Source organism: Isoptericola sp. NPDC055063 (genome assembly GCF_053608125.1).
In genome coordinates this window covers 91819-113552 of sequence record NZ_JBSGUW010000014.1, presented here as the reverse complement: position 1 = coordinate 113552, position 21734 = coordinate 91819, and the positions used below count along the sequence as shown (strand labels likewise).

21 protein-coding genes are annotated in these 21734 nt (G+C 76.7%); 12 read left to right on the top strand and 9 right to left on the bottom strand.

Annotation, left to right across the window (positions count from 1 at the left end):
• The first annotated feature begins 77 nt into the window (after nucleotides 1-77).
• From ACWF41_RS17295 to ACWF41_RS17285, 3 genes are all read left to right on the top strand, one after another.
• Nucleotides 78-1091 carry a threonine ammonia-lyase gene (locus ACWF41_RS17295; RefSeq protein WP_380316315.1) on the top strand — a complete coding sequence of 338 codons (1014 nt, stop codon included), beginning with the start codon at nucleotides 78-80 and terminating at the stop codon, nucleotides 1089-1091.
• 77 nt (nucleotides 1092-1168) lie between these two features.
• Nucleotides 1169-1789 carry an L-threonylcarbamoyladenylate synthase gene (locus tag ACWF41_RS17290; protein WP_380316318.1) on the top strand — a complete coding sequence of 207 codons (621 nt, stop codon included), beginning with the start codon at nucleotides 1169-1171 and terminating at the stop codon, nucleotides 1787-1789.
• Between the two features lie 93 nt (nucleotides 1790-1882).
• Complete coding sequence (locus ACWF41_RS17285) at nucleotides 1883-3292, top strand: UTP--glucose-1-phosphate uridylyltransferase (RefSeq protein WP_380316321.1); 1410 nt, start codon at nucleotides 1883-1885, stop codon at nucleotides 3290-3292.
• Between the two features lie 72 nt (nucleotides 3293-3364).
• Here ACWF41_RS17285 and ACWF41_RS17280 read toward each other — a convergent pair whose 3' ends face one another.
• Entirely contained in the window at nucleotides 3365-4045 is a 681-nt protein-coding gene (locus ACWF41_RS17280; protein ID WP_380316324.1) for an IMPACT family protein, read from the bottom strand.
• Nucleotides 4046-4121: 76 nt separating this feature from the next.
• Here ACWF41_RS17280 and ACWF41_RS17275 point away from each other — a divergent pair, with 76 nt between their 5' ends.
• On the top strand, nucleotides 4122-4841 hold the full coding sequence (locus tag ACWF41_RS17275; RefSeq protein WP_380316327.1) for a hypothetical protein: 720 nt from the start codon (nucleotides 4122-4124) through the stop codon (nucleotides 4839-4841).
• A 135-nt stretch (nucleotides 4842-4976) separates the two neighbouring features.
• Here the strand turns inward: ACWF41_RS17275 and ACWF41_RS17270 are convergent, their stop codons facing one another.
• The 8 genes from ACWF41_RS17270 to ACWF41_RS17235 form a co-directional block, all read right to left on the bottom strand.
• The gene (locus tag ACWF41_RS17270) at nucleotides 4977-5681 is read right to left on the bottom strand and encodes a GNAT family N-acetyltransferase (RefSeq protein ID WP_380316330.1); all 705 of its coding nucleotides are present in this window, start codon (nucleotides 5679-5681) and stop codon (nucleotides 4977-4979) included.
• A gap of 147 nt (nucleotides 5682-5828) precedes the next feature.
• Nucleotides 5829-6410 carry a Dps family protein gene (locus ACWF41_RS17265; RefSeq protein ID WP_380316333.1) on the bottom strand — a complete coding sequence of 194 codons (582 nt, stop codon included), beginning with the start codon at nucleotides 6408-6410 and terminating at the stop codon, nucleotides 5829-5831.
• Between the two features lie 40 nt (nucleotides 6411-6450).
• Nucleotides 6451-7035 (bottom strand): hypothetical protein, encoded by a 585-nt coding sequence (locus ACWF41_RS17260; RefSeq protein ID WP_380316336.1) that lies wholly within the window; start codon nucleotides 7033-7035, stop codon nucleotides 6451-6453.
• Entirely contained in the window at nucleotides 7032-8351 is a 1320-nt protein-coding gene (locus tag ACWF41_RS17255; RefSeq protein ID WP_380316339.1) for a DUF58 domain-containing protein, read from the bottom strand. Before ACWF41_RS17255 ends, ACWF41_RS17260 begins: the two co-directional genes overlap by 4 nt.
• The gene (locus ACWF41_RS17250; protein ID WP_380316341.1) at nucleotides 8348-9340 is read right to left on the bottom strand and encodes an AAA family ATPase; all 993 of its coding nucleotides are present in this window, start codon (nucleotides 9338-9340) and stop codon (nucleotides 8348-8350) included. Before ACWF41_RS17250 ends, ACWF41_RS17255 begins: the two co-directional genes overlap by 4 nt.
• A complete protein-coding gene (locus tag ACWF41_RS17245) occupies nucleotides 9337-9882 on the bottom strand; it encodes a hypothetical protein (RefSeq protein WP_380316344.1) in 546 nt (181 codons plus the stop codon). The genes ACWF41_RS17250 and ACWF41_RS17245 overlap by 4 nt, the downstream gene beginning before the upstream one ends.
• The gene (locus ACWF41_RS17240) at nucleotides 9879-10670 is read right to left on the bottom strand and encodes a DUF4129 domain-containing protein (RefSeq protein WP_380316346.1); all 792 of its coding nucleotides are present in this window, start codon (nucleotides 10668-10670) and stop codon (nucleotides 9879-9881) included. Before ACWF41_RS17240 ends, ACWF41_RS17245 begins: the two co-directional genes overlap by 4 nt.
• A 96-nt stretch (nucleotides 10671-10766) precedes the next feature.
• Nucleotides 10767-12035, bottom strand: a complete 1269-nt coding sequence (locus ACWF41_RS17235) for a DUF3866 family protein (protein ID WP_380316349.1) — start codon at nucleotides 12033-12035, stop codon at nucleotides 10767-10769.
• Nucleotides 12036-12069: 34 nt separating this feature from the next.
• On the opposite strand from ACWF41_RS17235, the gene ACWF41_RS17230 reads away from it, so the two are divergent.
• The 8 genes from ACWF41_RS17230 to ACWF41_RS17195 all read left to right on the top strand — a co-directional run bounded on the left by ACWF41_RS17230 (nucleotide 12070) and on the right by ACWF41_RS17195 (nucleotide 21725).
• Nucleotides 12070-13167 carry a helix-turn-helix transcriptional regulator gene (locus ACWF41_RS17230; protein WP_380316352.1) on the top strand — a complete coding sequence of 366 codons (1098 nt, stop codon included), beginning with the start codon at nucleotides 12070-12072 and terminating at the stop codon, nucleotides 13165-13167.
• Nucleotides 13160-14185: a helix-turn-helix transcriptional regulator gene (locus ACWF41_RS17225; protein ID WP_380316355.1), complete on the top strand. Its 1026-nt coding sequence runs from the start codon at nucleotides 13160-13162 to the stop codon at nucleotides 14183-14185. The genes ACWF41_RS17230 and ACWF41_RS17225 overlap by 8 nt, the downstream gene beginning before the upstream one ends.
• A gap of 5 nt (nucleotides 14186-14190) precedes the next feature.
• Complete coding sequence (locus ACWF41_RS17220; RefSeq protein ID WP_380316358.1) at nucleotides 14191-14607, top strand: hypothetical protein; 417 nt, start codon at nucleotides 14191-14193, stop codon at nucleotides 14605-14607.
• 93 nt (nucleotides 14608-14700) lie between these two features.
• Entirely contained in the window at nucleotides 14701-15006 is a 306-nt protein-coding gene (gene tatA / locus ACWF41_RS17215) for a Sec-independent protein translocase subunit TatA (protein ID WP_380316361.1), read from the top strand.
• Between the two features lie 36 nt (nucleotides 15007-15042).
• Complete coding sequence (gene tatC, locus ACWF41_RS17210) at nucleotides 15043-15783, top strand: twin-arginine translocase subunit TatC (RefSeq protein ID WP_380316379.1); 741 nt, start codon at nucleotides 15043-15045, stop codon at nucleotides 15781-15783.
• Nucleotides 15776-16894 (top strand): diacylglycerol/lipid kinase family protein, encoded by a 1119-nt coding sequence (locus tag ACWF41_RS17205; RefSeq protein ID WP_380316382.1) that lies wholly within the window; start codon nucleotides 15776-15778, stop codon nucleotides 16892-16894. The genes tatC and ACWF41_RS17205 overlap by 8 nt, the downstream gene beginning before the upstream one ends.
• A gap of 99 nt (nucleotides 16895-16993) precedes the next feature.
• Entirely contained in the window at nucleotides 16994-19936 is a 2943-nt protein-coding gene (locus ACWF41_RS17200; RefSeq protein WP_380316364.1) for a DEAD/DEAH box helicase, read from the top strand.
• Nucleotides 19937-20063: 127 nt separating this feature from the next.
• Complete coding sequence (locus tag ACWF41_RS17195; RefSeq protein ID WP_380316367.1) at nucleotides 20064-21725, top strand: amidohydrolase; 1662 nt, start codon at nucleotides 20064-20066, stop codon at nucleotides 21723-21725.
• The last annotated feature ends 9 nt before the right edge of the window (nucleotides 21726-21734 follow it).

Genomic DNA, 21734 nt, shown 5'->3' with positions numbered 1-21734 from the left:
ATGCATCGACGAGGTCTATGACGCCAAGTCAGAACAGGCATTGGACCTATCAGTCGCCCGCGGGCGATCCTGCTGTGATGACGACCTCGGTCCCGACACCCGCCCCGTCCGACGTGCCGGCGCCCCCGACGATGCGCGACGTGCTGGCCGCCGCCCGCCGGATCGACGGGCTCGTCGTGCGGACCCCCGCCGTCCGGCACCCGGAGCTCGTCCGCGCCGTCGCCGACGCGGGCGCGGCGGGCGCCGACCTGGTCGTCAAGCACGAGAACCTGCAGCACACCGGGGCGTTCAAGGTGCGCGGCGCCCTCAACCTGCTGCTCGGGTTCGACGACGACGCGCGCCGCCGCGGCATCGTCGCCTACTCCACGGGCAACCACGCGCAGGCCCTCGGGTACGCCGCCCGGCACACGGGCACCGCGTGCACGATCGTCATGCCGCACCACCCGAACCCGCTCAAGGAGCGCGCGGTGCGCGACCTCGGCGCCGACGTCGTGCTGCACGGCGAGACCTTCGACGACGCCCGCGAGGAGGCCGGGCGGATCGCCGCGGCGACCGGCGCCCGCCTCGTGGGCGCCGCCAACGAGCCGGTGCTCGTGGCCGGCGTCGCGACCGCCACCCTGGAGCTCCTGGAGCAGGCTCCGGACCTCGACGTCCTCGTGGTGCCCGTGGGCGGCGGCTCGGGCGCCGCGGCCGCGTGCCTCGTCGCGGGCGCGCTGGCGCCGGGGCTGAGGGTGGTCGCGGTGCAGGCGTCCGCCTCCCCGGCCGCGCACGACTCGTGGCGCACCGGCGAGCTGCGCACGGCCGCGAACACGACGCGCGCCGAGGGCCTCGCCGTCGGGTGCGGCTTCGCGCTCACCCAGGCCGTGCTGCGCGAGCGGCTCGCGGACTTCCTCCTCGTGGACGACGATGCCATCGCCGCCGCCCAGCGCGCCTACCTCACCGGCGCGCGCACCGTGGCCGAGGGCGCCGGGGCCGCCGCGCTGGCGGCGGTCCTCACGCATCCGGAGCAGTTCGCCGGGCGCCGCGTGGGCGTCGTGTGCTCCGGCGGCAACGCGAGCGAGACGGAGCTCCGCCGGGCGCTGGGCGCCTGAGTCCCGACGTCGGGGGCGCGTGGGCGCGCCGCGCCACGTCGGGTGAGGAGGCGGAGCCCGGGGATACCCTGCCGGGCATGGCCCGCTACTTCGACGTGCACCCGGTCGACCCGCAGCCCCGGGCGATCGGGCAGGTGGTCGCGATGCTGGGCGAGGGGGCGCTCATCGCCTACCCGACGGACTCCGGCTACGCCCTGGGCTGCCGGGTGGGCCAGCACGACGGCACCGAGCGGATCCGCCAGATCCGGCACCTCGACGCAGGCCACCACTTCACGCTCGTGTGCGCCGACTTCGCGCAGCTGGGGCAGCTCGTCCGCCTGGACAACACGGCGTTCCGCGCCATCAAGGCGGCCACGCCGGGGCCGTACACGTTCATCCTCCCGGCCACCGCGGAGGTGCCGCGCCGTCTGGCGCACCCCAAGAAGAAGACGATCGGCGTGCGCATCCCCGCCTCGCGGGTGGTGCAGGCGCTGCTGCGCGAGCTCGGCGAGCCGCTGCTGTCCTCGACGCTCATCCTGCCCGGTCAGGAGCAGCCGCTCACGGACGGCTGGCAGGTCAAGGAGGAGCTCGACCACGTGGTCGACGCCGTCGTCGACGGCGGCGAGGTGGTGCCCGAGCCCACGACCGTCGTCGACTGGTCCGAGGGGTATCCCGAGGTCGTGCGCGTGGGCGCGGGGGACCCGTCCCGCTTCGAGTAGAACCGGGACGGGTCCGGACAGGACCGGGACGGGTCCGCGGCGGGGCCGGACGCCGCGGACGCCGCCGCCCGGGCCCCGGCTAGGGTGCTGCCCATGAGCGACCGCGGACTTGCCCTGGCCCGAGAGAAGATGTCGGCGGAGGGCGTCGCCCCCGCCGCGATCGAGACCTTCACCCGCTTCTACCGGCTCCTCGAGTCCGGCGAGACGGGCCTTGTGCGCGAGGCCGACGTCGACCCTCTGGTCGACCTGCCGCGGCACGCCGACCTCGACGTCTCGGACACCGACGCCCAGGCCGCGCTGGCGCGGACGGCGATCATCAAGCTCAACGGCGGGCTCGGCACGTCGATGGGCATGGACAAGGCGAAGTCGCTGCTGACGGTGCGCGACGACGCGGGGGACGACGGCTCGCTCACCTTCCTCGACGTCATCGTCCGCCAGGTGCGCGCCGCCCGGGAGGCCACCGGCGCCCGGCTGCCGCTGGTGCTGATGAACTCCTTCCGCACCCGGGACGACACGCTCGCCGCGCTCGCCCCCTACGCCGACCTCGCCGTCGACGGGCTGCCGCTGGACTTCCTGCAGAACCGCGAGCCCAAGCTGCGCGTCGACGACCTCGAGCCCGTCGAGTGGCCGGCCGACCCGACGCTCGAGTGGTGCCCGCCGGGGCACGGCGACCTGTACCCGGCGCTGCACGCGTCGGGCGTCGTGCGGGCGCTCCTGGACGCCGGCTTCCGCTACGCGAGCGTCTCCAACTCCGACAACCTCGGCGCCGCCCCCGACGGCGCCATCGCCGCGTGGTTCGCCGCCTCGGGCGCGCCCTACGCCGCCGAGATGTGCCTCAAGTCGCCGGCCGACGTCAAGGGTGGCCAGCTCGTGGTCCGCAAGAGCGACGGGCGCATCGTGCAGCGCGAGACGGCGCAGACCCACCCGGACGACGTCGACGTGTCCCTGGACCCGTCCGTGCACCCGTACTTCCACACGAACAACCTCTGGTTCGACCTCGAGGCGCTGGCCGCCGAGCTCGACCGCACCGGCGGCGTCCTGGAGCTGCCCCTGATCCGCAACGAGAAGACCGTGGACCCCACGGACGCGTCGTCGCCGGAGGTCGTGCAGATCGAGTCCGCGATGGGCGCGGCCGTGGCCGTCTTCGAGGGCGCGACGGCGATCGAGGTGGGTCGCGAGCGGTTCCTGCCGGTGAAGACCACCAGCGACCTGCTGCTCATGCGCTCGGACGTCTACGAGCTCACCGACGACTACCGGCTGGTCGCGCAGGTCGCCGCGCCCCTGGTGAAGCTGTCCACGACCTACAAGACGATCTCCCGGTTCGACGAGCGGTTCGCCGCGGGCGCGCCGTCGCTGCGCGCCGCGTCGTCGCTCACCGTCGAGGGCGACTGGACGTTCGGCGCGGGCGTGCGCGCCGAGGGCGACGCCGCCCTGGCCGACGCCGGCGAGCCCGCGACCGTGCCCGCCGGCGCCACCGTCACCGCGGACGGCGTCCAGCCCTGACGCCGAGATGCTGTGAGCGGGAGACACGCCCTCGACACGCCGTGTCGACGGGCCAGAATCCCGCTCACAACGCTAGGCGGGGAGATCGACGACCCGGTCGGCGCCGGCGACGGGCGTGAGCGTGCCGGCCGAGGCGGCGGCGAGGTCGTCGCGCAGGCGGGGGAGCGCGGCCGGCGGCACGAGCAGCGCGAGGCGGGCGACGGCGGCGTACGTCGGCTCCTCGAGGGCGGCGTCGTGCGCCTGCGCCCAGTCGCGCAGCAGGTGGTCGACCCGGCCGGCGTCGGCGTGCGGCACGTCGACGGTGACCTCGGTGAGCACCTCCCGGCGGCGCAGGACCCCGTCGGCGGCGGCGACGTCGAGCGCCTCGGCGACCGCTCCGGAGTAGGCCCGCACCAGCCCGCCCGCGCCGAGCAGCACCCCGCCGAAGTACCGGGTCACGACCGCGACGACGTCCGTGAGCTGCCGGCGGCGCAGCACCTCGAGCATGGGCACGCCGGCCGTGCCGGAGGGCTCCCCGTCGTCGGAGGAGCGCTGCTGGTCGGCGTGCGTGCCGACGACGAGGGCGACGCAGTGGTGCCGCGCGTCCCAGATCTCCTTGCGCAGGCGAGCGACGACGGCGTCGGCCTCCTCGACGGTGCGGGCGGGGGCCAGGTGCGCGAGGAACCGGGACTTCTTGACGACCAGCTCGTGGTCGACGGGGGCGGCGAGCGTCCCGGGGAGCGGCGCGGGGGCGGGGCGGTCGGGGCGGCTCACCCGGACGAGGCTACGTCGTCGCGCGACACGCCGATGACCTCCCGATAAAAAGTGTGCCAAGCGCCAGGATGGACCCATGACGCCCGACCCGGGGGAGATCCCCGAGACCCTGACCTCGGCCGACGCCCCCGCAGGGGAGACCACGACCGCGGCGGCGCGGTACCCGCGCCCCACCGTGACGCTGGACGAGGCCGAGTGGGTGTGGCGGGAGCTGTCGGTGGAGGCGCTGCGCCCCGGCGGCAAGCCCGAGGTGGTGCGCCTGGCGGTGATCGCGGGCCTCACGAGGGCGACGGGCGCGCGGTACGGGGACCTGCTGCGCGTGCGCGCCGAGGACCTCGACCTCGGCCCGGACCCGGCGGCGGCGAGTCGGCGCGGGCGGGTGGGCGGCGCCCGCGAGCCGGGGGAGGGGAGGGTCGTGCTGCGGCACGGCAAGCACCGCACCGTCCGGGAGCACCGCCTGCCGCCGGAGGTGGTTCTCCTCCTGCGGCACTGGATGGTCGTGCGGACGGAGCTCGCCGCCGAGCTGGAGGGGTCGGTGCCGCGGGCGCTGCTGCTCACCGTGCACCACACGCACGACAACGGCACCACCGTCTCGAGCGGGCTGCCGATCACCCGGCAGGGGCTGGTGCTGTCGTGGCGGCGCTTCGTGCACCGGACGAACGCGCGGTACGGGGCGGTGCGGGCGCCGCTGCCCACCCGGTTCGAGCAGGTGCGCCGGGCCTGGGTGGACGCGGGCGTGCCCGACCTCGGCCGGGACCTCGCGCCTTCCGGAGAAGTCTCGTCAGAGAATAAATAGTGTGCCAAGCACCCTGAGTCACCGACGCGACCCAGGCACGCAACTGACCAAAGGCACGGACCGGCGGGTCGCGCCGTGGCAGGCCGACGGACGCCCGGGGAGGCGGGCGGAGTCGTCGTCCCTCGGGAGGCGACGTCAGGCGGTGGCGATGCCGAGCAGCGGGCCGTCGGGGGAGTGCGACGGCAGCTCGTGGAACCCGTACCGGTCGTAGAACGCGCGGGCGCGGGTGTTGGCGGGGTCCATGCCGAGGTGGACGCCGGGCACCCCGCGCGCGGCGAGCGCGGAGCGCAGCGTGTCCAGCAGTGCGCGCCCCAGGCCCTGTCCCTGGCTCTCGGGCAGCAGGTCGATGTGCAGGTGCGCCGGGTACGCGTCGAGCTCGTCGGCGGTGAGCCCCCGCACCATGCGGTCGCCGTCCCTGCCGGCGTCCAGGAGCGCGGCCTCGGGGAAGCCCGGCTCCCGGCCCGTGGGCGACGCGCCCGGCTCCGGGTGCCGCGCCGCGAACGCCGGCCCCCAGGAGCGTCCCCACCAGGAGGCGAACTCCCGCGTGTCGGCGACGCCGATGACATAGCCCGTCAGGCGGCCGTCCTCGACGCGCAGCACGGCGTCGGCAGGGTCGGCAGGGTCGGCAGGGTCGGTGGTGCTCGCGGCGTCGAGCCCGTCGTCGGGGCGGACGACGACGAACGCCAGGTCGGGCGAGTGGTCGACGTACGGCAGGGCGAAGACCTCGGGCATGAGCAGGTCGTCGGAGTACAGTCCGCGGGCGTCGCCGCCGCCCGCGGCGGTGCGGACGCAGACCTCGGCGACGGCGGCCCGGTCGGACGGGCGGTAGCGGCGGATCACGGGCACATCATGCCGGAGGGGCGCCGCCGGGCGGCAGCCCCGACGACGCCCCTCGTCCGCCCGCGGTGCGGCGCGGCCTACCCGGCGCGGCCTAACCGGCGCGGCCTAACCGGCGCGGCCTACCCGGCGCGGACTACCCGGTGCGGATTACTTCTTGCGGGACCGGCTCGTGCCGGCGGCCGCGCCGGCCTTGCGGGCGGCGCCCTTCTCGGTGGTGGCACCCTCGGTGGACAGGTCGCCGCCGGCGCTCTCGAGGTGGGCGCGGACGAACCAGTGGAACAGCTCGAGCTCGTGCAGGTGGCCGATGAGGAGGTCGTTGGTCACGTCGTCGAGCTTCTCGGTGTCCTTCGCCGCTTTTCGGTGCGCGGTGATGACGCCCTCGTAGACCTCGTCGAGCGCGCCGAGGTGCTCGATCGCCGAGGCCCGGCGCAGGCCGTAGTCGTCCCAGGTCCGCGCCGCGACGAGGGCCCCCGGGGTGCCGACGGGGGATACGCCCAGGGTCGCGATCCGCTCGGCGATCGCATCGGTCATGGCGCGGACGGCGTCGACCTGGGGGTCGATCATCTCGTGCACGGCGATGAAGTGCGGCCCCACCACGTTCCAGTGCACGTGCTTGAGCGTGAGGTGCAGGTCCGTCAACGAGTTGAGGCGCTCCTGCAGGATGGCCGCCACCTTGGCGCCCTGGGCGGGGGTGAGGGAGGGAACGGTGTAGCGGGGGCTGTCGGCCATCGGGGAGTCTCCGTCCTCGTCGGTGCTGCGCGCTGCGGTCTCAGGGCGCCTGGCCATCGTCGGCCCGCACGACGGTCCACGCGAGCGCAGCCAGGGCGGCCACGCCCAGGGCGACGAGCCAGCCGACGGGGTGCCCGGCGAGCGCCCAGGCGGCGGCGCCGAGGACGAGCGTCACCCCCACGACCACGCCGTCGCGCGTCAGGGTGCGGCGCAGGGCGGCGAGCTCCACCTGGTCGGCTCCGGACAGGTGGTGGGCCCACCAGCCGAGCCTGGTCACGACGTACCCGAGGGGCGCGAGCCACAGCGTCGCGGGGTCGAAGGGGGCCCGGACGGACCCGAGGAGCAGGAGGGCGGCGGCGACGAGGGCGACGTGGGCCGGCGCGGGCCCGGGGCGCACGGCGGCCCAGACCGTCAGGACGACGGCGAGGACGGCGTAGAGCTCGGTGAGGACGGTGGTGCGGGCACCGGCCGCCAGGACGAGCACGAGGACGACGACGGGGAACGCGGCGCGCAGCGTCCATCCCGGGAGGCGGCGACCGGTCTCGACGCCGACGGCGGGCAGCGGCCGGCCCGTGGGCTGGCGGGACCGCCACCAGGCGCGGACGCGGGCGGGCAGGCCGGTCATCGGGCGCCCGTCCCGGCGTGGTGCCGCTCGGCGGCGCGGACCAGGGCCTCGAGCCGGAGCGGGGCCTCGTGGCGGGCCTCGCCGGCCCAGCGCACGACGGGCACCCCCTCCGCGGCGGCGCGCCGCAGGCGGTCGTCGCGCTCGGCACGCGTCACGCGCCAGGCGAGGCGCATGTGCTCCTCCCGGGCGCCGCGGACGTCGGGCAGGGTGTCGACGAGGACGACGGGGTGACCAGTGGCGCGCCAGGCGCGCAGCAGCTCGACGGGCTCGTCGTCGAGGACGGTGCTGAACAGGTACACGATCGCGTCGGCGGGGACCTGCGGGGCGCGCAGGCGGCGCTCGGGGGTGCCGCTGGGGCTGGCGAGCGCGAGGGCGTGCAGCACGCGGCGCAGGTGGCGGCGGCCGGCGGCGGGCGGCAGGGGGCGCCGTCGGCGGCCGAGGTCGTCCACGCCGACGCGGTCGCCGGCGGTGACGAGGGCGGCGGCCACGGAGGCGGCGGCGTGGCGGGCGAGGTCGAGGGACGTGGGCTCGTCGACGCGCTGGGGGCCGGTGCCACGCCAGGTGCGCAGGTCGGGCCCGACCTCGTCGCGGGAGTCGACGACGAGGACGGCGGTCGCCTCGGCGGTGGCGTAGGTGCGCCGCACGTACAGCGTCTCGAGGTCGGGGGACCGTCGGGCGGTGGTGCGCCAGTCGATCCGCCGGAGCCGGTCGCCGGGGGTGAACGGGTGCACGTCGCGCAGCTCGTTCCCGTCGCCGAGGCGGCGGGAGGTGTGCGGACCGGTGAGGCCCCGCAGCCGGCGGGGCACGGGGACGCGGCCCAGCGGCATGGCCGTGGGCAGCACGAGCCGGTCCGGAGCGGTGGCGGCGACCGGGTCCTCGGCGGTGGTGCCGCCGGCGCCGTGGCCGCGCGCGTCGACGTGGAACGTGCGCTGGGGCCCGGTCCGGACGGTGCTGAGGGTGAGGGCGAGCTCGCGGGTGGTCGCGGCGACGACGACGCCGGTGACACGGTGCCCGGGTGCGAAGACGCGCGCGTGCACGAGCTCTGCGCCGTCGGGCGGGTCGATGCGGAGGGTGGCGCGCAGCTCACCGGGGGCGGCGGGGCCGCCGTCCGGCTCGACCATCAGGGTGGTGCTCCGCCGCGGGGTGGTGGCGCGCCAGGCGCCGGGCCGCCCCGCCCAGAGGGCGCCGAGCAGCGGGGCGACGCCGAGGAGGGCGACGTCGGCCCGGCCGGCGAGCAGGCCCAGGCCGAGGACGAGCACCCCGGCGCCGACGCCGGCCGCCGCCTGCGGGCTGCGCCGCCACACGGCGGCGGTCACCCTTCCCGGCCCACGGTGGCCGGCCCGGGCACCGAGGACAGCAGCTCGGACACGACGTCCTCGGCGCGGACCGCGGACGCCCATGCGGTCGGGGTGAGGGTGAGGCGGTGCGCCAGGACCGGGACGGCGACCCGCTTGACGTCCTCGGGCAGCACGAAGTCGCGGCCGTCGAGCACGGCCACCGCGCGGGCGAGCAGGAGCAGGTTCTGGGAGCCGCGCGGGGACGCCCCGACCTCGAGCGCGCCGTGCCGGCGGGTGGCGGCCGCGAGGTCGACGCAGTACCCGGCCACGTCGTCGTCGACCGCGGTGGTCTCGACGCCGGCCTGCATGGCGAGGACGGTGGCGGCGTCGACGACGGGGCGCACGGGCGCGGCCTCCTGGCGGCGGGCGACCCGCCGCAGCAGCACGTCCCGCTCCTGCTCGCGGTCGGGGTAGCCGACGGCGAGCCGCACCATGAACCGGTCGAGCTGGGCCTCGGGCAGGGGGTAGGTGCCCTCGTACTCCACGGGGTTGGAGGTCGCCATGACGTGGAACGGCCGCGGCAGGGGCCGGCTGGCGCCGTCGACGGAGACCTGGCGCTCGGCCATCGCCTCGAGGAGCGCCGACTGCGTCTTGGGCGGGGTGCGGTTGATCTCGTCGGCGAGGAACAGACCGGTGAACACGGGGCCCGGCCGGAAGACGAACTCGCGCGAGGACGGGTCGAACACCGACGAGCCCGTGATGTCGCTGGGCAGCAGGTCGGGCGTGCACTGCAGGCGGGCGAAGTCGAGGCCGAGGGCGGTGGCCAGGGAGCGCGCGGCGAGCGTCTTGCCGAGGCCGGGCACGTCCTCGAAGAGCACGTGCCCGCCCGCGAGCACGGTGGCGAGGGCGAGCTCCAGGGTGTCGCGCATCCCGACGACGGCGGTGCCGACCTCGTCCAGGACCCGGCGCCCGAGGGCGGCCACCTCGGCGACGGGCAGGGGGCGGGTGGCGGGTGGCTCGACGGTCATGGGCGGGGCCTTCCTGCAGTGCTGGCGGACGGTGGGGTCGGGGTGGCAGTACGCGGGGCGGGGGCCGGGCCGCCGGAGCGCGCGGGGGCGTCGAGCGCCTCGATCGCGTCGAGCCAGCGGTGCACCTCGGCGCGGGTGACCTGGCGGCGGGCGGTGACCCCTGCGACGACGTCGGCCCCGAGGAGCCGCTCGGCGGCCTCCCGCCCGCCGGGGGCGGCGAGGTCCACGCCGTCGGCGCCGAGGCGCGCGACGGCGAGCTCCCGCACGCGGCGCAGCACCCGGTCCCCGACCGCGCCGCTGCGGGTGAAGGTCGCCCACCCGAGCTCGCTGACGTCGTTGCGGGCGCCCTCGCGACGGTTCTCGGGCGGGTCGGGCCACGGCACCTCGGTGCCGTCGTCGAGCCGCCGCCACAGCACGCCCGCGGTCACGGCGACGACCACCAGGAGCGCCGCGTGGAGCAGGTCGAGCAGGCCCGTGGCGGCGAGGACGCCGATCGCCGCGAGCGCCGGGAGGGCGACGGTGAGCAGGGCGCGGCGGGTCATGCGCCGGGGTCCGTGGGGGTGGGGTGCGCGGCGGGGCCGGGGTGCACGGTGCGGGCGGGGCCGAGGGCGCGGGCGATGCGGGACAGGGCGGTGCGGGCGTCGTGGACGGCGGCGTCGTCGACGGGCCGGTCGGTGAAGCGGGCGCGCTGGTACAGGCGGCGCAGCGTGTCGACGTCGGACGCGGGGACGGTGCGTCCGTCGTGGCGCTGGACGGTGAGGAGGCGCGCGGTGAACTCGGTGGCGGTCTGGGCGGGGTCGCGGGTGGTGCCGTGCTCGGCGGCGACGTCCTCGAGGGCGACCCAGGCGGCGACGACGGCGTCGTGGGGCGTGGCGGCGGAGTCGACGCGGGCGAGGGCGGCGTCGACGGCGTCCTGCAGCTGGGGGAGGGAGAGCTCGGTGGGGGTGCCGGCCGTGGCGGCGCCGGGGGCGAGGGGGTCGGGCTCGTCGTCGTCCTCCGGGTCGGCGAGGGCGCGCAGGACGCGGCGGGCGAGCATCACGACGAGGGCGACGAGGAGGATCGCGCCGGCGACGGAGAGGGCGACCACGATCCAGGTGATGAGGTCGTAGGAGGGCTCGGGACGGTCGGCGGGAACGAGGTCGCCGGGCCGCAGGTCGCGGACGGGGTCGCTGGCGGTGGGTGCGGGCAGGACCACGTCGGGGACGCGGGCACGCCAGGGGGTGGCGGTGGCGGCGCCGAGGACGACGAGGGCGGCGAGGATCGCGACCGCGAGCGGCGCGAGGGCGGCGCGGGTGGCCCTGCGGGGTGGCCTCGTCGGTGGGGCTGCCATGCGAGGAACGGTAGCGGGTGCCACCGGGTGGGTGCTGGGGGCGTCCGTCCTGGTGGGTGGCGTGGGTGGCGTGGGTGGGGTCGGTGGTGCGGACCGTCAGGACGCGGCGGGGTCGTCGTGGGTGTCCTGGGCGAGGCGGGCGGCGTGGACACCGGCGACTGCGGCGGTGACGAAGGAGGCGGGGTCGCCGTCGAGGGTGCGGCCCATGGTGGACAGGCGGGCGGGGGAGCCGCGGAGGGCGTCGAGGAGGGCGGGGTCGGCGGGGACGTCGACGAGGTGGTGGCGCGCGGGGGTGCCGGTGAGGGTGGCGGCCTGCTCGCGCACCTGCGCGGTGAGCTCGGCGCCCCAGGCGGGCAGGGCCTCGAGTTCGGGGGTGGGGTCGGGGACGGGGACGTCGGCGGCCGCGAGTGCCACGCGGCCGTAGGCGGTGAGGCTGTGGTGGGAGATGCCGCGGTGCCGGTCGCGGGGGTCGGCGCCGGAGACGCGCAGGGAGGCGACGGGGCGGCCGCGGAGGGTGGCGGCGGCGTTGACGGCCTCGCCGGCGGCGACGCCGGAGAAGCCCCACCGGGTGCCGGTGCCGAGGTTGCCGGGTCCCTGGGTGACGACGACGAGGTCGGCGCCGGCGACGTGGCGGGCGGCGAGGAGTCCGGTGTGCACGGTGACGGCTTCGAGGTCGCCGCCGAAGGCCTGGCCGACGGTGACGGTGGTGGCGAGCCAGCCGACCTCGCGCAGGGTGGCGACGGTGCGGGAGAAGGCGGCGGGCAGGGCGCCGCCGTCGGTCATGACGTAGGCGATGCGAGGGTGGGGCCGTCCGGCGGTCTCGGCGGCGTGGCGGGCGCCGGCGACGACGGCGGGCAGGGCGGAGTGCAGGTCGGCGACGACGACGGGGAGGCCGGCGAGGTCGTCGGCGTCGCGGAGGGTGTCGTGGTGGGCGGACTCCTGCTCGTCGACGCCGAGCACCATGGCCTGCAGGGGGGTGTAGCGGGCCTTGACGAGGTGGCCGGGGCCGGGCGGGGGGTCGGCGGGCAGGGCGGCGGGGGTGCTGCCGGCGGGGCCGACGACGAGGGCGTACCCGCCGGTGCCGAGGCCGCGGGCGAGGGCGGAGACGTTGAGCAGGAGCCGGTCGCCGACGTCGGGGTCGCCGACGAGGGTGGTGTACGCGAGGCCGCGGACCTCGCCGGGGGCGGTGGTGAGGTCGCGGGCGGGCAGGGGGGTGTCGAGGCGCACGGTGACCTCGCGGGCGCCGGCCCAGGCGGTGCCGCGTGCGGTGACGGTGCCGGTGCGCCAGGTGACGTGCCCGGTCGGGGTGTCGCGGGGCGCGTGCTGCGGCGTGGCGGGCTGGGGCTGGTTCGGCGCTGTCGTCACCCGTGGAAGGCTACCGGCGACTACGTTGGTCCCGATGCCTGCGAACCCCGTGGACCCGGCCTCCGGCCCGCCTGCTGCCGCGCCTTCCGACCCCCCGCCGTCGTCGCGGGGCACCCCGCCCGCCGAGCGCCTCCTGAACCTCGTCATCGCCCTGGTGAACACGAGCGCGTCGATGACGAAGCAGCAGGTGCGCGCGGGGGTGGCGGGGTACGGCGACGCGCCGTCGACGGAGGCGTTCGAGCGGATGTTCGAGCGGGACAAGGACACGCTGCGCGCCCTCGGCATCCCGATCGTGACGGTGGACGCGGGCGGGCACAGCGACGAGGTCGGGTACCGGATCGACAACGACGCGTACGCGCTGGGCGCGGTGGACCTCACTCCGGCGGAGCTGGGCGTGGTGGCGCTTGCGGCGCAGCTGTGGTCGGACAAGACGCTGCGCACGGACATGTCGCGCGCGATGACGAAGCTGCGTGCGGCGGGCGCGGGGGAGGTTGCGGCGGACGCGGTGGCGGGCCTGGCGCCGCGGGTGCGGGCGGCGGGCGACGCGTACGTGCCGTTGCTGGAGGCGGTCTCGGAGCGTCGGGACGTGTCGTTCCGGTACCGGGCGGCGAGCACGGGGCAGGAGCTGACGCGGCACGTGGAGCCGTGGCGGATCGCGGCGCGGGGCAGCGGCTGGTACCTGGTGGGCTTCGACCGGGCGCGGGGCGCGGCGCGGGTGTTCCGCCTCTCGCGTATCGCCGGGCGGGTGCGGGTCGGGGGGCAGGCGGGCGCGTTCGACGTGCCCGACGAGGTCGACGTGGACGCGATGCTGGGGGAGCGGGTGGGCGTGCTGCAGCGCGCGCTGCTGGCGGTGGTGCCGGAGCGGGCGCAGGCGCTGCGGGCCCGGGCCCTGCCGGCCACCGCGGAGGGCGAGGCCGGCAGGCCGGGCCGGGCCGACGGGCGCGACGTCGTCGAGGTGGAGTTCCGGAGCCTGTCGGCGCTGGCGGACGAGGTGGCCGGGTACGGGCCCGCGGTGGTGGTGCTGGAGCCGGCGCAGCTGCGCGCGGACGTGCTGCGGCGTCTGGAGGCGGCGGCGACGCTCGACACGGACACCGAGGACGCCACGGACACCATGGAGGGGACGGATGGCTGAGCGGGCGGACGACCGGCTGGTGCGGCTGCTGGGGCTGGTCGCGTTCCTCGACGGCGCCGGCCCGGTGCGGGTGGAGGAGCTCGCGGACCGGTTCGGCGTGACGCCGCGGCAGGTGCGCGAGGACGTGGACGCCCTGTGGGTGTCGGGCACGCCCGGGTACATGCCGGACGACCTCATCGACTTCGACGCCTACTCGCTGGAGGACGGCGTCGTGTCCCTGACGCAGGCGCGCGGCATGACGCGCCCGCTGCGGCTGGGCACGCGGGAGGCCGTGGCGCTGGTGGCGGCGCTGCGGGCCATGCACGCCTCCCCGGCGGTGCAGGCGGACCGGGGGCGCGCCGCGGTGGTGGCGTCCGCGCTGGACAAGCTGACGGCCGCGACGGGCGAGGCGGCGGGCGCGGTGGACGTGCAGCTCGAGGGCGACGGCGACCCGCAGGTCGTGGCCGCGGTCACGACCGCGCTCGCCGAGGGCCGCCGTCTGCACCTGCGCTACGTGAACGCGGCGGACGTCACCACGGAGCGGGACGTCGACCCGCTGCGCCTGCTCACCCAGGACGGCGCGATGTACCTCCTGGGCTGGTGCCTGCGGGTCTCGGGGCGGCGCACCTTCCGCGTGGACCGGATCCTCGCGGCGGACGTGCTCGACGAGGCGGCCGCGGAGCACGACGTCGCGGTCGCGGGCGACCTGGGTGCGGACGTGTGGGCGTCGGTCGCGCACCGCGGCGCGCCCGTGGCGACCCTGACGCTCGCGTCGGCGGCCCGGTGGGTCGCGGAGGAGGTGCCCGCGGAGTCGGTGCGGGACCTTCCCGACGGGACCGTGGAGGTGCGGCTGCGGGTGACGAACCCGGCGTGGCTGCGCCGGCTGCTGCTCGCGAACGCGCCCGACGTCGTCGCGGTGGACCCGCCGGACGTCGCCCGCGACGTCGCGCAGGCCGCGCGCGGCGCGCTCGACGCGTACGCCGCCACGGGCACCGAAACGGGCATGGGTCCCGGCACCGCGACCGGGACCGTAGGCTGACCGCCATGTGGGGCTGGATCTGGGCCGGGCTGGTCGTGGGCGCGCTCGTCGGGGCGTTCTTCCTGGGCCGCCACCTGTGGCGCGCGGGCATGCGCGCGCTGCGCGAGGCGTCGCGGGCCGGGGAGGCTCTCGGGTCCGCCTCGGACCGGATCACGGCCGCGGTCGCCGAGGCCCAGGCGCACCGGGCCGACACGTCCCCCACGATGTTCGACGACCCCGTCGTGCTGCGCGAGCGTGTGGCCGACCAGCGCCGCCGGCGCGCCGAGCGGGCGGCGGTGCGCCGCACCCGCCAGGAGGACACTTGGCGCGGCTGGGGCACGCAGGCCTGGCTCGATCGCCGCACCGCGGAGAAGGCGTCCCGGGCCGGCGGACGCGCCGGTGGACGGACTGCCGCGCGACCCCGCCGGGCGGCGAACCTGTGACGCGCGACACCCAGCACTCCCAGGACCCATTAGGGTTGAACCCGACACACCCCGCCCACGGGCGGTCGAGAACGAGGAGCCACTCTCATGGGCATGCTCAAGCCCTGGCACATCATCGTGCTGGTCGTCGTGATCCTGCTGCTGTTCGGGGCGCGCCGGCTCCCTGACCTGGCGCGAAGCGTCGGGCAGTCGATGAAGATCTTCAAGTCCGAGGTCAAGGACCTCACGGACGACGGCAAGCTCAACGACTCGAACGAGCCGAAGACCGACCAGACGGCACAGGCGCCGTCGACCCCGGTCGCCGGCGGCACCACCACTCCGACGCAGGCGAACCCGGGCACGGGCGCCGGCCAGGAGCAGATCCCGGGTCTGGTCGACCCGAACCACCCGCGGGGGTAGTCGGTGCCCGGAGACACCCGGGACCCCGAGGGGCGCATGCCCCTGCGCGAGCACCTGCTGGAGCTGCGCAAGCGGCTCTTCCTCGCCGCCTGCGGGCTCGTCGTGGGTGCCGCGGCCGGATGGGTCCTGTACGAACCGCTGCTGTCCGCGCTGCAGTCGCCCCTGGCTGTCGCGGCGGAGGAGCAGGGCAAGACGATCGCGCTCAACTTCACGGGCATGGCGTCCGCGCTCGACATGAAGATCAAGGTCGCGCTGTTCCTGGGCGTGATCGTGTCGTGCCCGTGGTGGCTGTACCAGCTGTGGGCGTTCATCACCCCGGGGCTGACGCGCAAGGAGAAGGGGTACGCGTACGGGTTCCTCGGCGCGGCCGTCCCGCTGTTCCTCGGCGGCGCCGCCCTGGCCTGGTGGGTGCTGCCGCACGCCGTGGACATCCTCGCGGGCTTCGTGCCCGAGGGCGCGACCAACTTCACGGACGCGCAGGGGTACCTCAGCTTCGTCATGCGGCTGGTGCTGGCGTTCGGCATCGCGTTCGTGTCGCCCGTGTTCCTCGTCGGCCTGAACATGGCCGGCGTGCTGCGACACGAGACGCTCGCCAAGGGGTGGCGGTGGGCCGTGCTCGTCGCGTTCGTGTTCGCCGCGGTGATGACGCCGACGCCGGACGCGCTCACGATGATCTTCGTCGCCGCGCCGATCGTCGTGCTCTACTTCGGCGCCCTCGGGCTGTGCGTCCTGCACGACCGGCGCGTCGACAAGCAACGGGTCGCCCCCGCTGTCTGACGCGCGACGGACCGGCGCGGGCCCCCGCCGCCTCGGCGTCGTCGTCAACCCCACCGCCGGCAAGGGGCGCGCCGCGAACGCGGGCGTCGGCGTCCTCGCGGGGCTGCGGCGCGCCGGGCACGACGTCGTCGACCTGTCCGGCCCCGACGCGGACATGGCGCTCTCCCGCGCCCGCGCCGCCGTCGACGGCACCGGCAGCACGGGGGGCGTGGACGCGCTCGTCGTGGTCGGCGGCGACGGCATGGTGCACCTGGGGGTCCAGGCCGTCGCCGGCACGGGCGTGCCGCTGGGCATCGTCCCCGTCGGCACCGGCAACGACTTCGCCGCCACGCTGGGGCTGCCCGTGCGCCACCCCGCCGCCGCCGGGCAGGCCCTGTGCCGGGCCCTGGACGCCGGGCCCGCGGGCCGGCGCGCCCTCGACGCCGCGTTCGTCACCGGCCCGGGCGTGCCGCCGGGCGGGCGGTGGGTCGCGGGCGCCGTGTCCACGGGGCTCGACGCCGCCGTCAACGCGCGCGCCAACCTGCTGAGCCACCCCCGCGGCAGCGCCCGGTACACCGTGGCCGCGGCGCTCGAGCTGGTGCGGTACCGGCCCTGGTCGTACCGGTTGACGTTCGACGGCGTCGTCGACCACGGCACCGACGAGCGCGGGCCGGGGGACGCCCAGGGCTCCGGCGTGCGGGCCCGGCGCCACCGCCCACCGCCGGCCCGCGGGGCGCTGCGCCTGCGCCCGGGGCCCGCGGGCACGGCGACGTGGACCGGCCGCGCCGCGCTGGTCACCGCGGCCAACGGCCCCCAGATCGGCGGCGGGATCCGCGTCGCCCCCGGGGCGTCGCTCGAGGACGGCCTGCTCGACGTCGTCGTCGCCACCGACCTGTCCCGCCCCGGCGCCCTCGCCCTGTTCCCCAGCATGTTCACCGGCCGGCACGTGCACCACCACCAGGTGCACGTGGTGCGGGCGCGCGCCGTCACGGTCGAGCCCGGCCCCGACGCCTGGGTCGCCGGCGAACGGCCCCTGCCCGTGGCGCACGCCGACGGCGAGCCCCTGGGCCCCCTGCCGCTGCGCGTCGAGGCGCGCGCCCGGGCCGTCGAGGTGCTGGTCGCTCCCCGCTGAGCGCGGTCGCCGGTCAGGTGGCCGGGCGAAGGGGCGCTCGTGCCCGCCTGCGGCCGGGCGTCGCACCGTGGCGTCGGGTCCGGCGCCTAGGCTGGCGGCATGACCGCCCACCCCCGCCCCGACGCCGGCCAGGACGTCCTCAGCCCGGCCGAGCGGTACGCCGCCTCGCGGGCCCGCAGCGCGCGTGACCGTGCCGACGCCGAGGGCGAGCTGCGCCGCTTCCGCGAGGTCGTCGGCTTCGAGCTCGACCCGTTCCAGGTCGACGCGTGCGTCGCCCTCGAGGAGGGCCGCGGCGTGCTCGTGGCCGCCCCCACGGGCGCCGGCAAGACGGTGGTGGGGGAGTTCGCCGTCCACCTCGCGCTCGCCGGCGGCAGCAAGGCGTTCTACACGACGCCGATCAAGGCGCTGAGCAACCAGAAGTACACCGACCTCGTCGCGCGGCACGGGGCGGCGAACGTGGGCCTGCTCACCGGGGACACGTCGATCAACGCGGGCGCGCCCGTCGTGGTGATGACCACCGAGGTGCTGCGGAACATGCTGTACGCGGGGTCGTCCGCGCTGGACGGGCTGGCGTACGTCGTCATGGACGAGGTGCACTACCTCGCCGACCGGTTCCGCGGCCCTGTGTGGGAGGAGGTCATCATCCACCTGCCCGACCACGTGCAGCTGGTCTCCCTGTCGGCGACGGTGTCGAACGCGGAGGAGTTCGGCGACTGGCTCGCCACCGTGCGCGGCGACACGGCCGTGGTGGTCAGCGAGCGCCGTCCGGTGCCGCTGTGGCAGCACGTCGTGGTCTCCGCGCCGGAGCCGCGCGGCGTGCCGCGGCTGATGGACCTGTACGCGGGGCACGTGGACCCCACCGACCCGGGCACCAACCCGCCCATCAACCCGGACCTGCAGGCGATGTTCCGCACGTCGGCGCGGGCACAGGGCCCGCACGGGCGGCACGGGCACCGGGGGCGCGGCGACCGCGGCTACCGGGGCCGGGGCGGGAACCGGCCCGGCGCGGGCGGGCCGGTGGCGCACCGGCGCACGCCGCCGCGGTTCGCCGTCGTGGACTCGCTGGACGCGGACGCGCTGCTGCCCGCGATCTACTTCATCTTCTCGCGCGCGGGGTGCGACGGGGCGGTGCAGCAGTGCCTGCGCGCGGGCCTGCGGCTGACGAACGCGGAGGAGGAGGCGCAGATCCGTCGGGTGGTGGAGGAGCGTACCGCCACCATCCCGGCGGAGGACCTGGACGTGCTCGGGTACTTCGAGTGGGTGCAGGCGCTGTCGCGGGGCGTGGCGGCGCACCACGCGGGGATGCTGCCGGTGTTCAAGGAGACCGTGGAGGAGCTGTTCTCCCGGGGCCTGGTGAAGATCGTGTTCGCCACCGAGACCCTCGCGCTGGGGATCAACATGCCGGCCCGGTCGGTGGTGCTGGAGAAGCTGGTCAAGTGGGACGGCACGGCGCACCAGCCGGTGACGCCGGGGGAGTACACGCAGCTCACGGGCCGCGCGGGCCGCCGCGGGATCGACGTGGAGGGGCACGCAGTGGTCGTGGACCACACGGGCCTGGACCCGGTGGCCCTGGCGGGCCTGGCGTCCAAGCGGCTGTACCCGCTGCGCTCCAGCTTCCGCCCCACGTACAACATGGCGGTCAACCTGGTGGGGCAGGTGGGTCGCGAGCGGGCGCGCGACGTGCTGGAGACGAGCTTCGCGCAGTTCCAGGCCGACCGGGGCGTGGTGGGGCTCGCGAAGCAGGCGCAGGCGCACGCCGAGGCCATGGAGGGGTACGCGGAGGCCATGGCGTGCGACCGCGGCGACTTCGCGGAGTACATGGGGTTGCGGGTCGCGATCAAGGACCGGGAGAAGGAGCTGTCGCGGGCCGCGTCGGGCGCCCGGCGCGCGGACGCCGTGGAGTCGTTCGAGAAGCTGCGGCGCGGGGACGTCGTGGAGGTGCCGTCGGGGCGGCGTCGCGGGTACGTCGTCGTGCTGGACGCGGGCAAGGACGAGCGCAGCTTCGACGGGCCGCGGCCCACCGTCCTCACCCAGGAGCGGCAGGTCAAGAAGCTGACCCTCGCGGACGCGCCGGACGGCGTGGCGGTGGTGGCGACGGTGCGCATCCCGAAGTCGTTCAACGCCCGCCGCCCGGACCAGCGCCGCGACCTGGCATCCAGCATGCGCAACGCGCTGGGCGCGTTCGCGGGCGACGCGGGGTCCGGCCGGCACCCGGGCCGCAAGGGCGGGGCGTCGTCGGGCGGCCGGGCCGGGCGCCGCGGGGACGCGGCCTCGGACGCCGAGCTGCAGCGGCTGCGGGCCGCGCTGCGGGCGCACCCGTGCCACGGCTGCCCGGACCGTGACGAGCACGCCCGCTGGGCGGAGCGGTGGGAGCGGCTGCGGCGCGAGCACGAGCAGCTCGTGCACCGGGTCGAGGGGCGCACGGGGTCCATCGCGCGCACCTTCGACCGCACCTGCGACGTCCTGGCACGGCTCGGCTACCTGGCGACGCCGGCGGGCGGCGCGGGGTCCGACGGCGACGGCGCGCTGGGCGTCACCGAGGACGGGCGCTGGCTCGGGCGCCTGTACGCCGAGGACGACCTGCTGCTCGCGGAGTGCCTGCGGCGCGGCGTCTGGGACGAGCTCGACGCCCCGGGCCTGGCCGCGGCCGTGTCGACGGTCGTGTACTCCGGGCGCCGGGAGGAGGCGGCGGAGCCGTACGTGCCGGGCGGCCCGCACGGGCGGCTCGCGCAGGTGCTGGACGCCACGACCCGCATCTGGTCGGAGGTGACGGACCTGGAGGCCGCGCACCGGCTGGAGGCCACGGGGCCGCTGGACCTGGGCCTGGTCGCCCCGGTGCACCGGTGGGCGTCGGGCAAGAACCTCGACACGGTGCTGCGCGGCACGGACGTGGCCGCCGGCGACTTCGTGCGTTGGTGCAAGCAGGTCCTCGACGTCCTGGACCAGCTGGCGAAGGCGGCGCCGCGGCCGGCGCTGCGGACCACCGCCCGCAAGGCGCAGACGGCGGTGCTGCGCGGGGTGGTGGCCTACTCGAGCGTCTGAGCCGCCGGCCCGTCGCCCTCCCCGTCGCCCCCGTTCACCCTTCGTCACCTCGGTCCCGCGCCGAGGTGACGAAGTCGTGTCCGTCCGGCGGGGGTCGTGCGTGGGCCGGTGCCCTAGAGTGCAAGCCGTGACGTCCACTCTCTACCGCAACGGAGCCGTCCACACCCCCGCCGACCCGTTCGCGGAGGCGCTGCTCGTCGACGACGGCGTCGTGGCCTGGATCGGGGCGGAGGACACGGCCGTCGGGCTCGCGGCGCGCGCGGACCGCGTGATCGACCTCGACGGGGCGCTGGTGGCGCCCGGGTTCGTCGACGCGCACGTGCACCTGCTGGAGACAGGCTTGGCCGCCGAGTCCGTCGACCTCACCGCCGGGGCGGTGACGTCGCTCGCGACGGCGCTGGACGCGCTGGCGCGCGGGGCGCGCGAGCTGGACGCCGCCGACCCGGGCGGCCAGGAGGTGCTCCTCGCGTTCGGGTGGGACGAGCAGACCTGGCCCGAGCGGCGCGCCCCCTCCGCCGACGAGGTCGACGCCGCGTGCGGCGGCCGCCGCGTGTACGCCGCCCGCGTCGACGGGCACTCCGCCGTGGTGTCGGGGTCGTTCGCGCGGTCCGCGGGCCTCGACCGGCTGCCCGGCTGGGACCCGTCCGGCATGGTTACCTCCGACGCGCATCACACGGCCGCGGCCGTGGTGCGCCAGGTGTCGCCCGCCCGCCGCTCTCGGGCCTACCGGCGGGCCCTCGAGGACGCCGCGGCGCGCGGCATCGTCAGCGTGCACGAGATGAGCGAGCCCAACATGGACACCCGCGAGGGGCTGGCCGAGCTCGTCGCGCTCACCGCCGACCCGGCGGGCGCGCTGCCGCACGTCGTGGCCTACCGGGGCGAGCTGTGCGCCACGGCCGACGACGCGCGGCAGATGCTCGCGGAGCTGCCGTTCCTCACCGGCATCGCCGGCGACCTGTGCGCCGACGGGTCGATCGGCTCCCGCACGGCGGCGCTGCGCCACCCGTACGCGGACCTGCTCGCCGGCCCGGGGGCGGCCGAGGCCGACGGGCGCCTGTTCCTGCGCGGCGAGGAGATCGCCGCTCACCTGGCGGCCTGCTCGGCCGCGGGCACCCAGGGCGGCTTCCACGTCATCGGCGACCGGGCGATGGACGAGGTGGTGCGCGGCCTGGAGCTCGCGGCCGCCGAGCACGGCCCGGGCCTGCTGCGCTCCGGGCACCACCGCATCGAGCACGCGCTGTTCGTCGACGCGTCGGCGCTGGCCGCCCTCCTGCTGTACGGGGTGGCGCTGTCGGTGCAGCCCGCGTTCGACTCCGCGTGGGGCGGCAGCCACGGCATGTACGCCGCGCGCCTGGGCGTGGCCCGCGCGTCCACCCTGTCGCCGTTCGCGGACCTCGCCGGCGCGGGCGTCCCGCTTGCGTTCGGGTCGGACACCCCGGTCACCCCGCTGGACCCGTGGCAGGCGGTGCGCGCCACCCTCACGCACGAGGACGCCACGCAACGTATCTCCGCCCGCTCCGCGTTCCGGGCGCACACGCGCGGCGGGTGGCGGCTCGCCGGCCTCGACCACACGGGCGCGGGCGAGCTGCGCGTCGGCGCCCCCGCGCACCTGGCGGTGTGGCGGGCGGACGCCCTGTCCGTGCAGGCGCCGGAGGGCCGCCTGTCCGCATGGAACCCCGAGGCGCGCGCGGGCCAGCCCCTGCTGCCCGACCTGTCGCCCGGCGAGCCGGATCCCGTGTGCCTGCAGACGGTGCGCGACGGCGTCGTCCTGTACGACACCTTCGACTGACCCGGCGGC

Coding starts and splice junctions, on each gene's coding strand:
- ACWF41_RS17295 (WP_380316315.1), top strand. CDS start 78: ATGACGACCTCGGTCCCGACACCCGCCCCGTCCGACGTGCCGGCGCCC.
- ACWF41_RS17290 (WP_380316318.1), top strand. CDS start 1,169: ATGGCCCGCTACTTCGACGTGCACCCGGTCGACCCGCAGCCCCGGGCG.
- ACWF41_RS17285 (WP_380316321.1), top strand. CDS start 1,883: ATGAGCGACCGCGGACTTGCCCTGGCCCGAGAGAAGATGTCGGCGGAG.
- ACWF41_RS17275 (WP_380316327.1), top strand. CDS start 4,122: ATGACGCCCGACCCGGGGGAGATCCCCGAGACCCTGACCTCGGCCGAC.
- ACWF41_RS17265 (WP_380316333.1), bottom strand. CDS start 6,410: ATGGCCGACAGCCCCCGCTACACCGTTCCCTCCCTCACCCCCGCCCAG.
- ACWF41_RS17260 (WP_380316336.1), bottom strand. CDS start 7,035: ATGACCGGCCTGCCCGCCCGCGTCCGCGCCTGGTGGCGGTCCCGCCAG.
- ACWF41_RS17250 (WP_380316341.1), bottom strand. CDS start 9,340: ATGACCGTCGAGCCACCCGCCACCCGCCCCCTGCCCGTCGCCGAGGTG.
- ACWF41_RS17245 (WP_380316344.1), bottom strand. CDS start 9,882: ATGACCCGCCGCGCCCTGCTCACCGTCGCCCTCCCGGCGCTCGCGGCG.
- ACWF41_RS17240 (WP_380316346.1), bottom strand. CDS start 10,670: ATGGCAGCCCCACCGACGAGGCCACCCCGCAGGGCCACCCGCGCCGCC.
- ACWF41_RS17230 (WP_380316352.1), top strand. CDS start 12,070: ATGCCTGCGAACCCCGTGGACCCGGCCTCCGGCCCGCCTGCTGCCGCG.
- ACWF41_RS17225 (WP_380316355.1), top strand. CDS start 13,160: ATGGCTGAGCGGGCGGACGACCGGCTGGTGCGGCTGCTGGGGCTGGTC.
- ACWF41_RS17220 (WP_380316358.1), top strand. CDS start 14,191: ATGTGGGGCTGGATCTGGGCCGGGCTGGTCGTGGGCGCGCTCGTCGGG.
- tatA (WP_380316361.1), top strand. CDS start 14,701: ATGCTCAAGCCCTGGCACATCATCGTGCTGGTCGTCGTGATCCTGCTG.
- tatC (WP_380316379.1), top strand. CDS start 15,043: ATGCCCCTGCGCGAGCACCTGCTGGAGCTGCGCAAGCGGCTCTTCCTC.
- ACWF41_RS17200 (WP_380316364.1), top strand. CDS start 16,994: ATGACCGCCCACCCCCGCCCCGACGCCGGCCAGGACGTCCTCAGCCCG.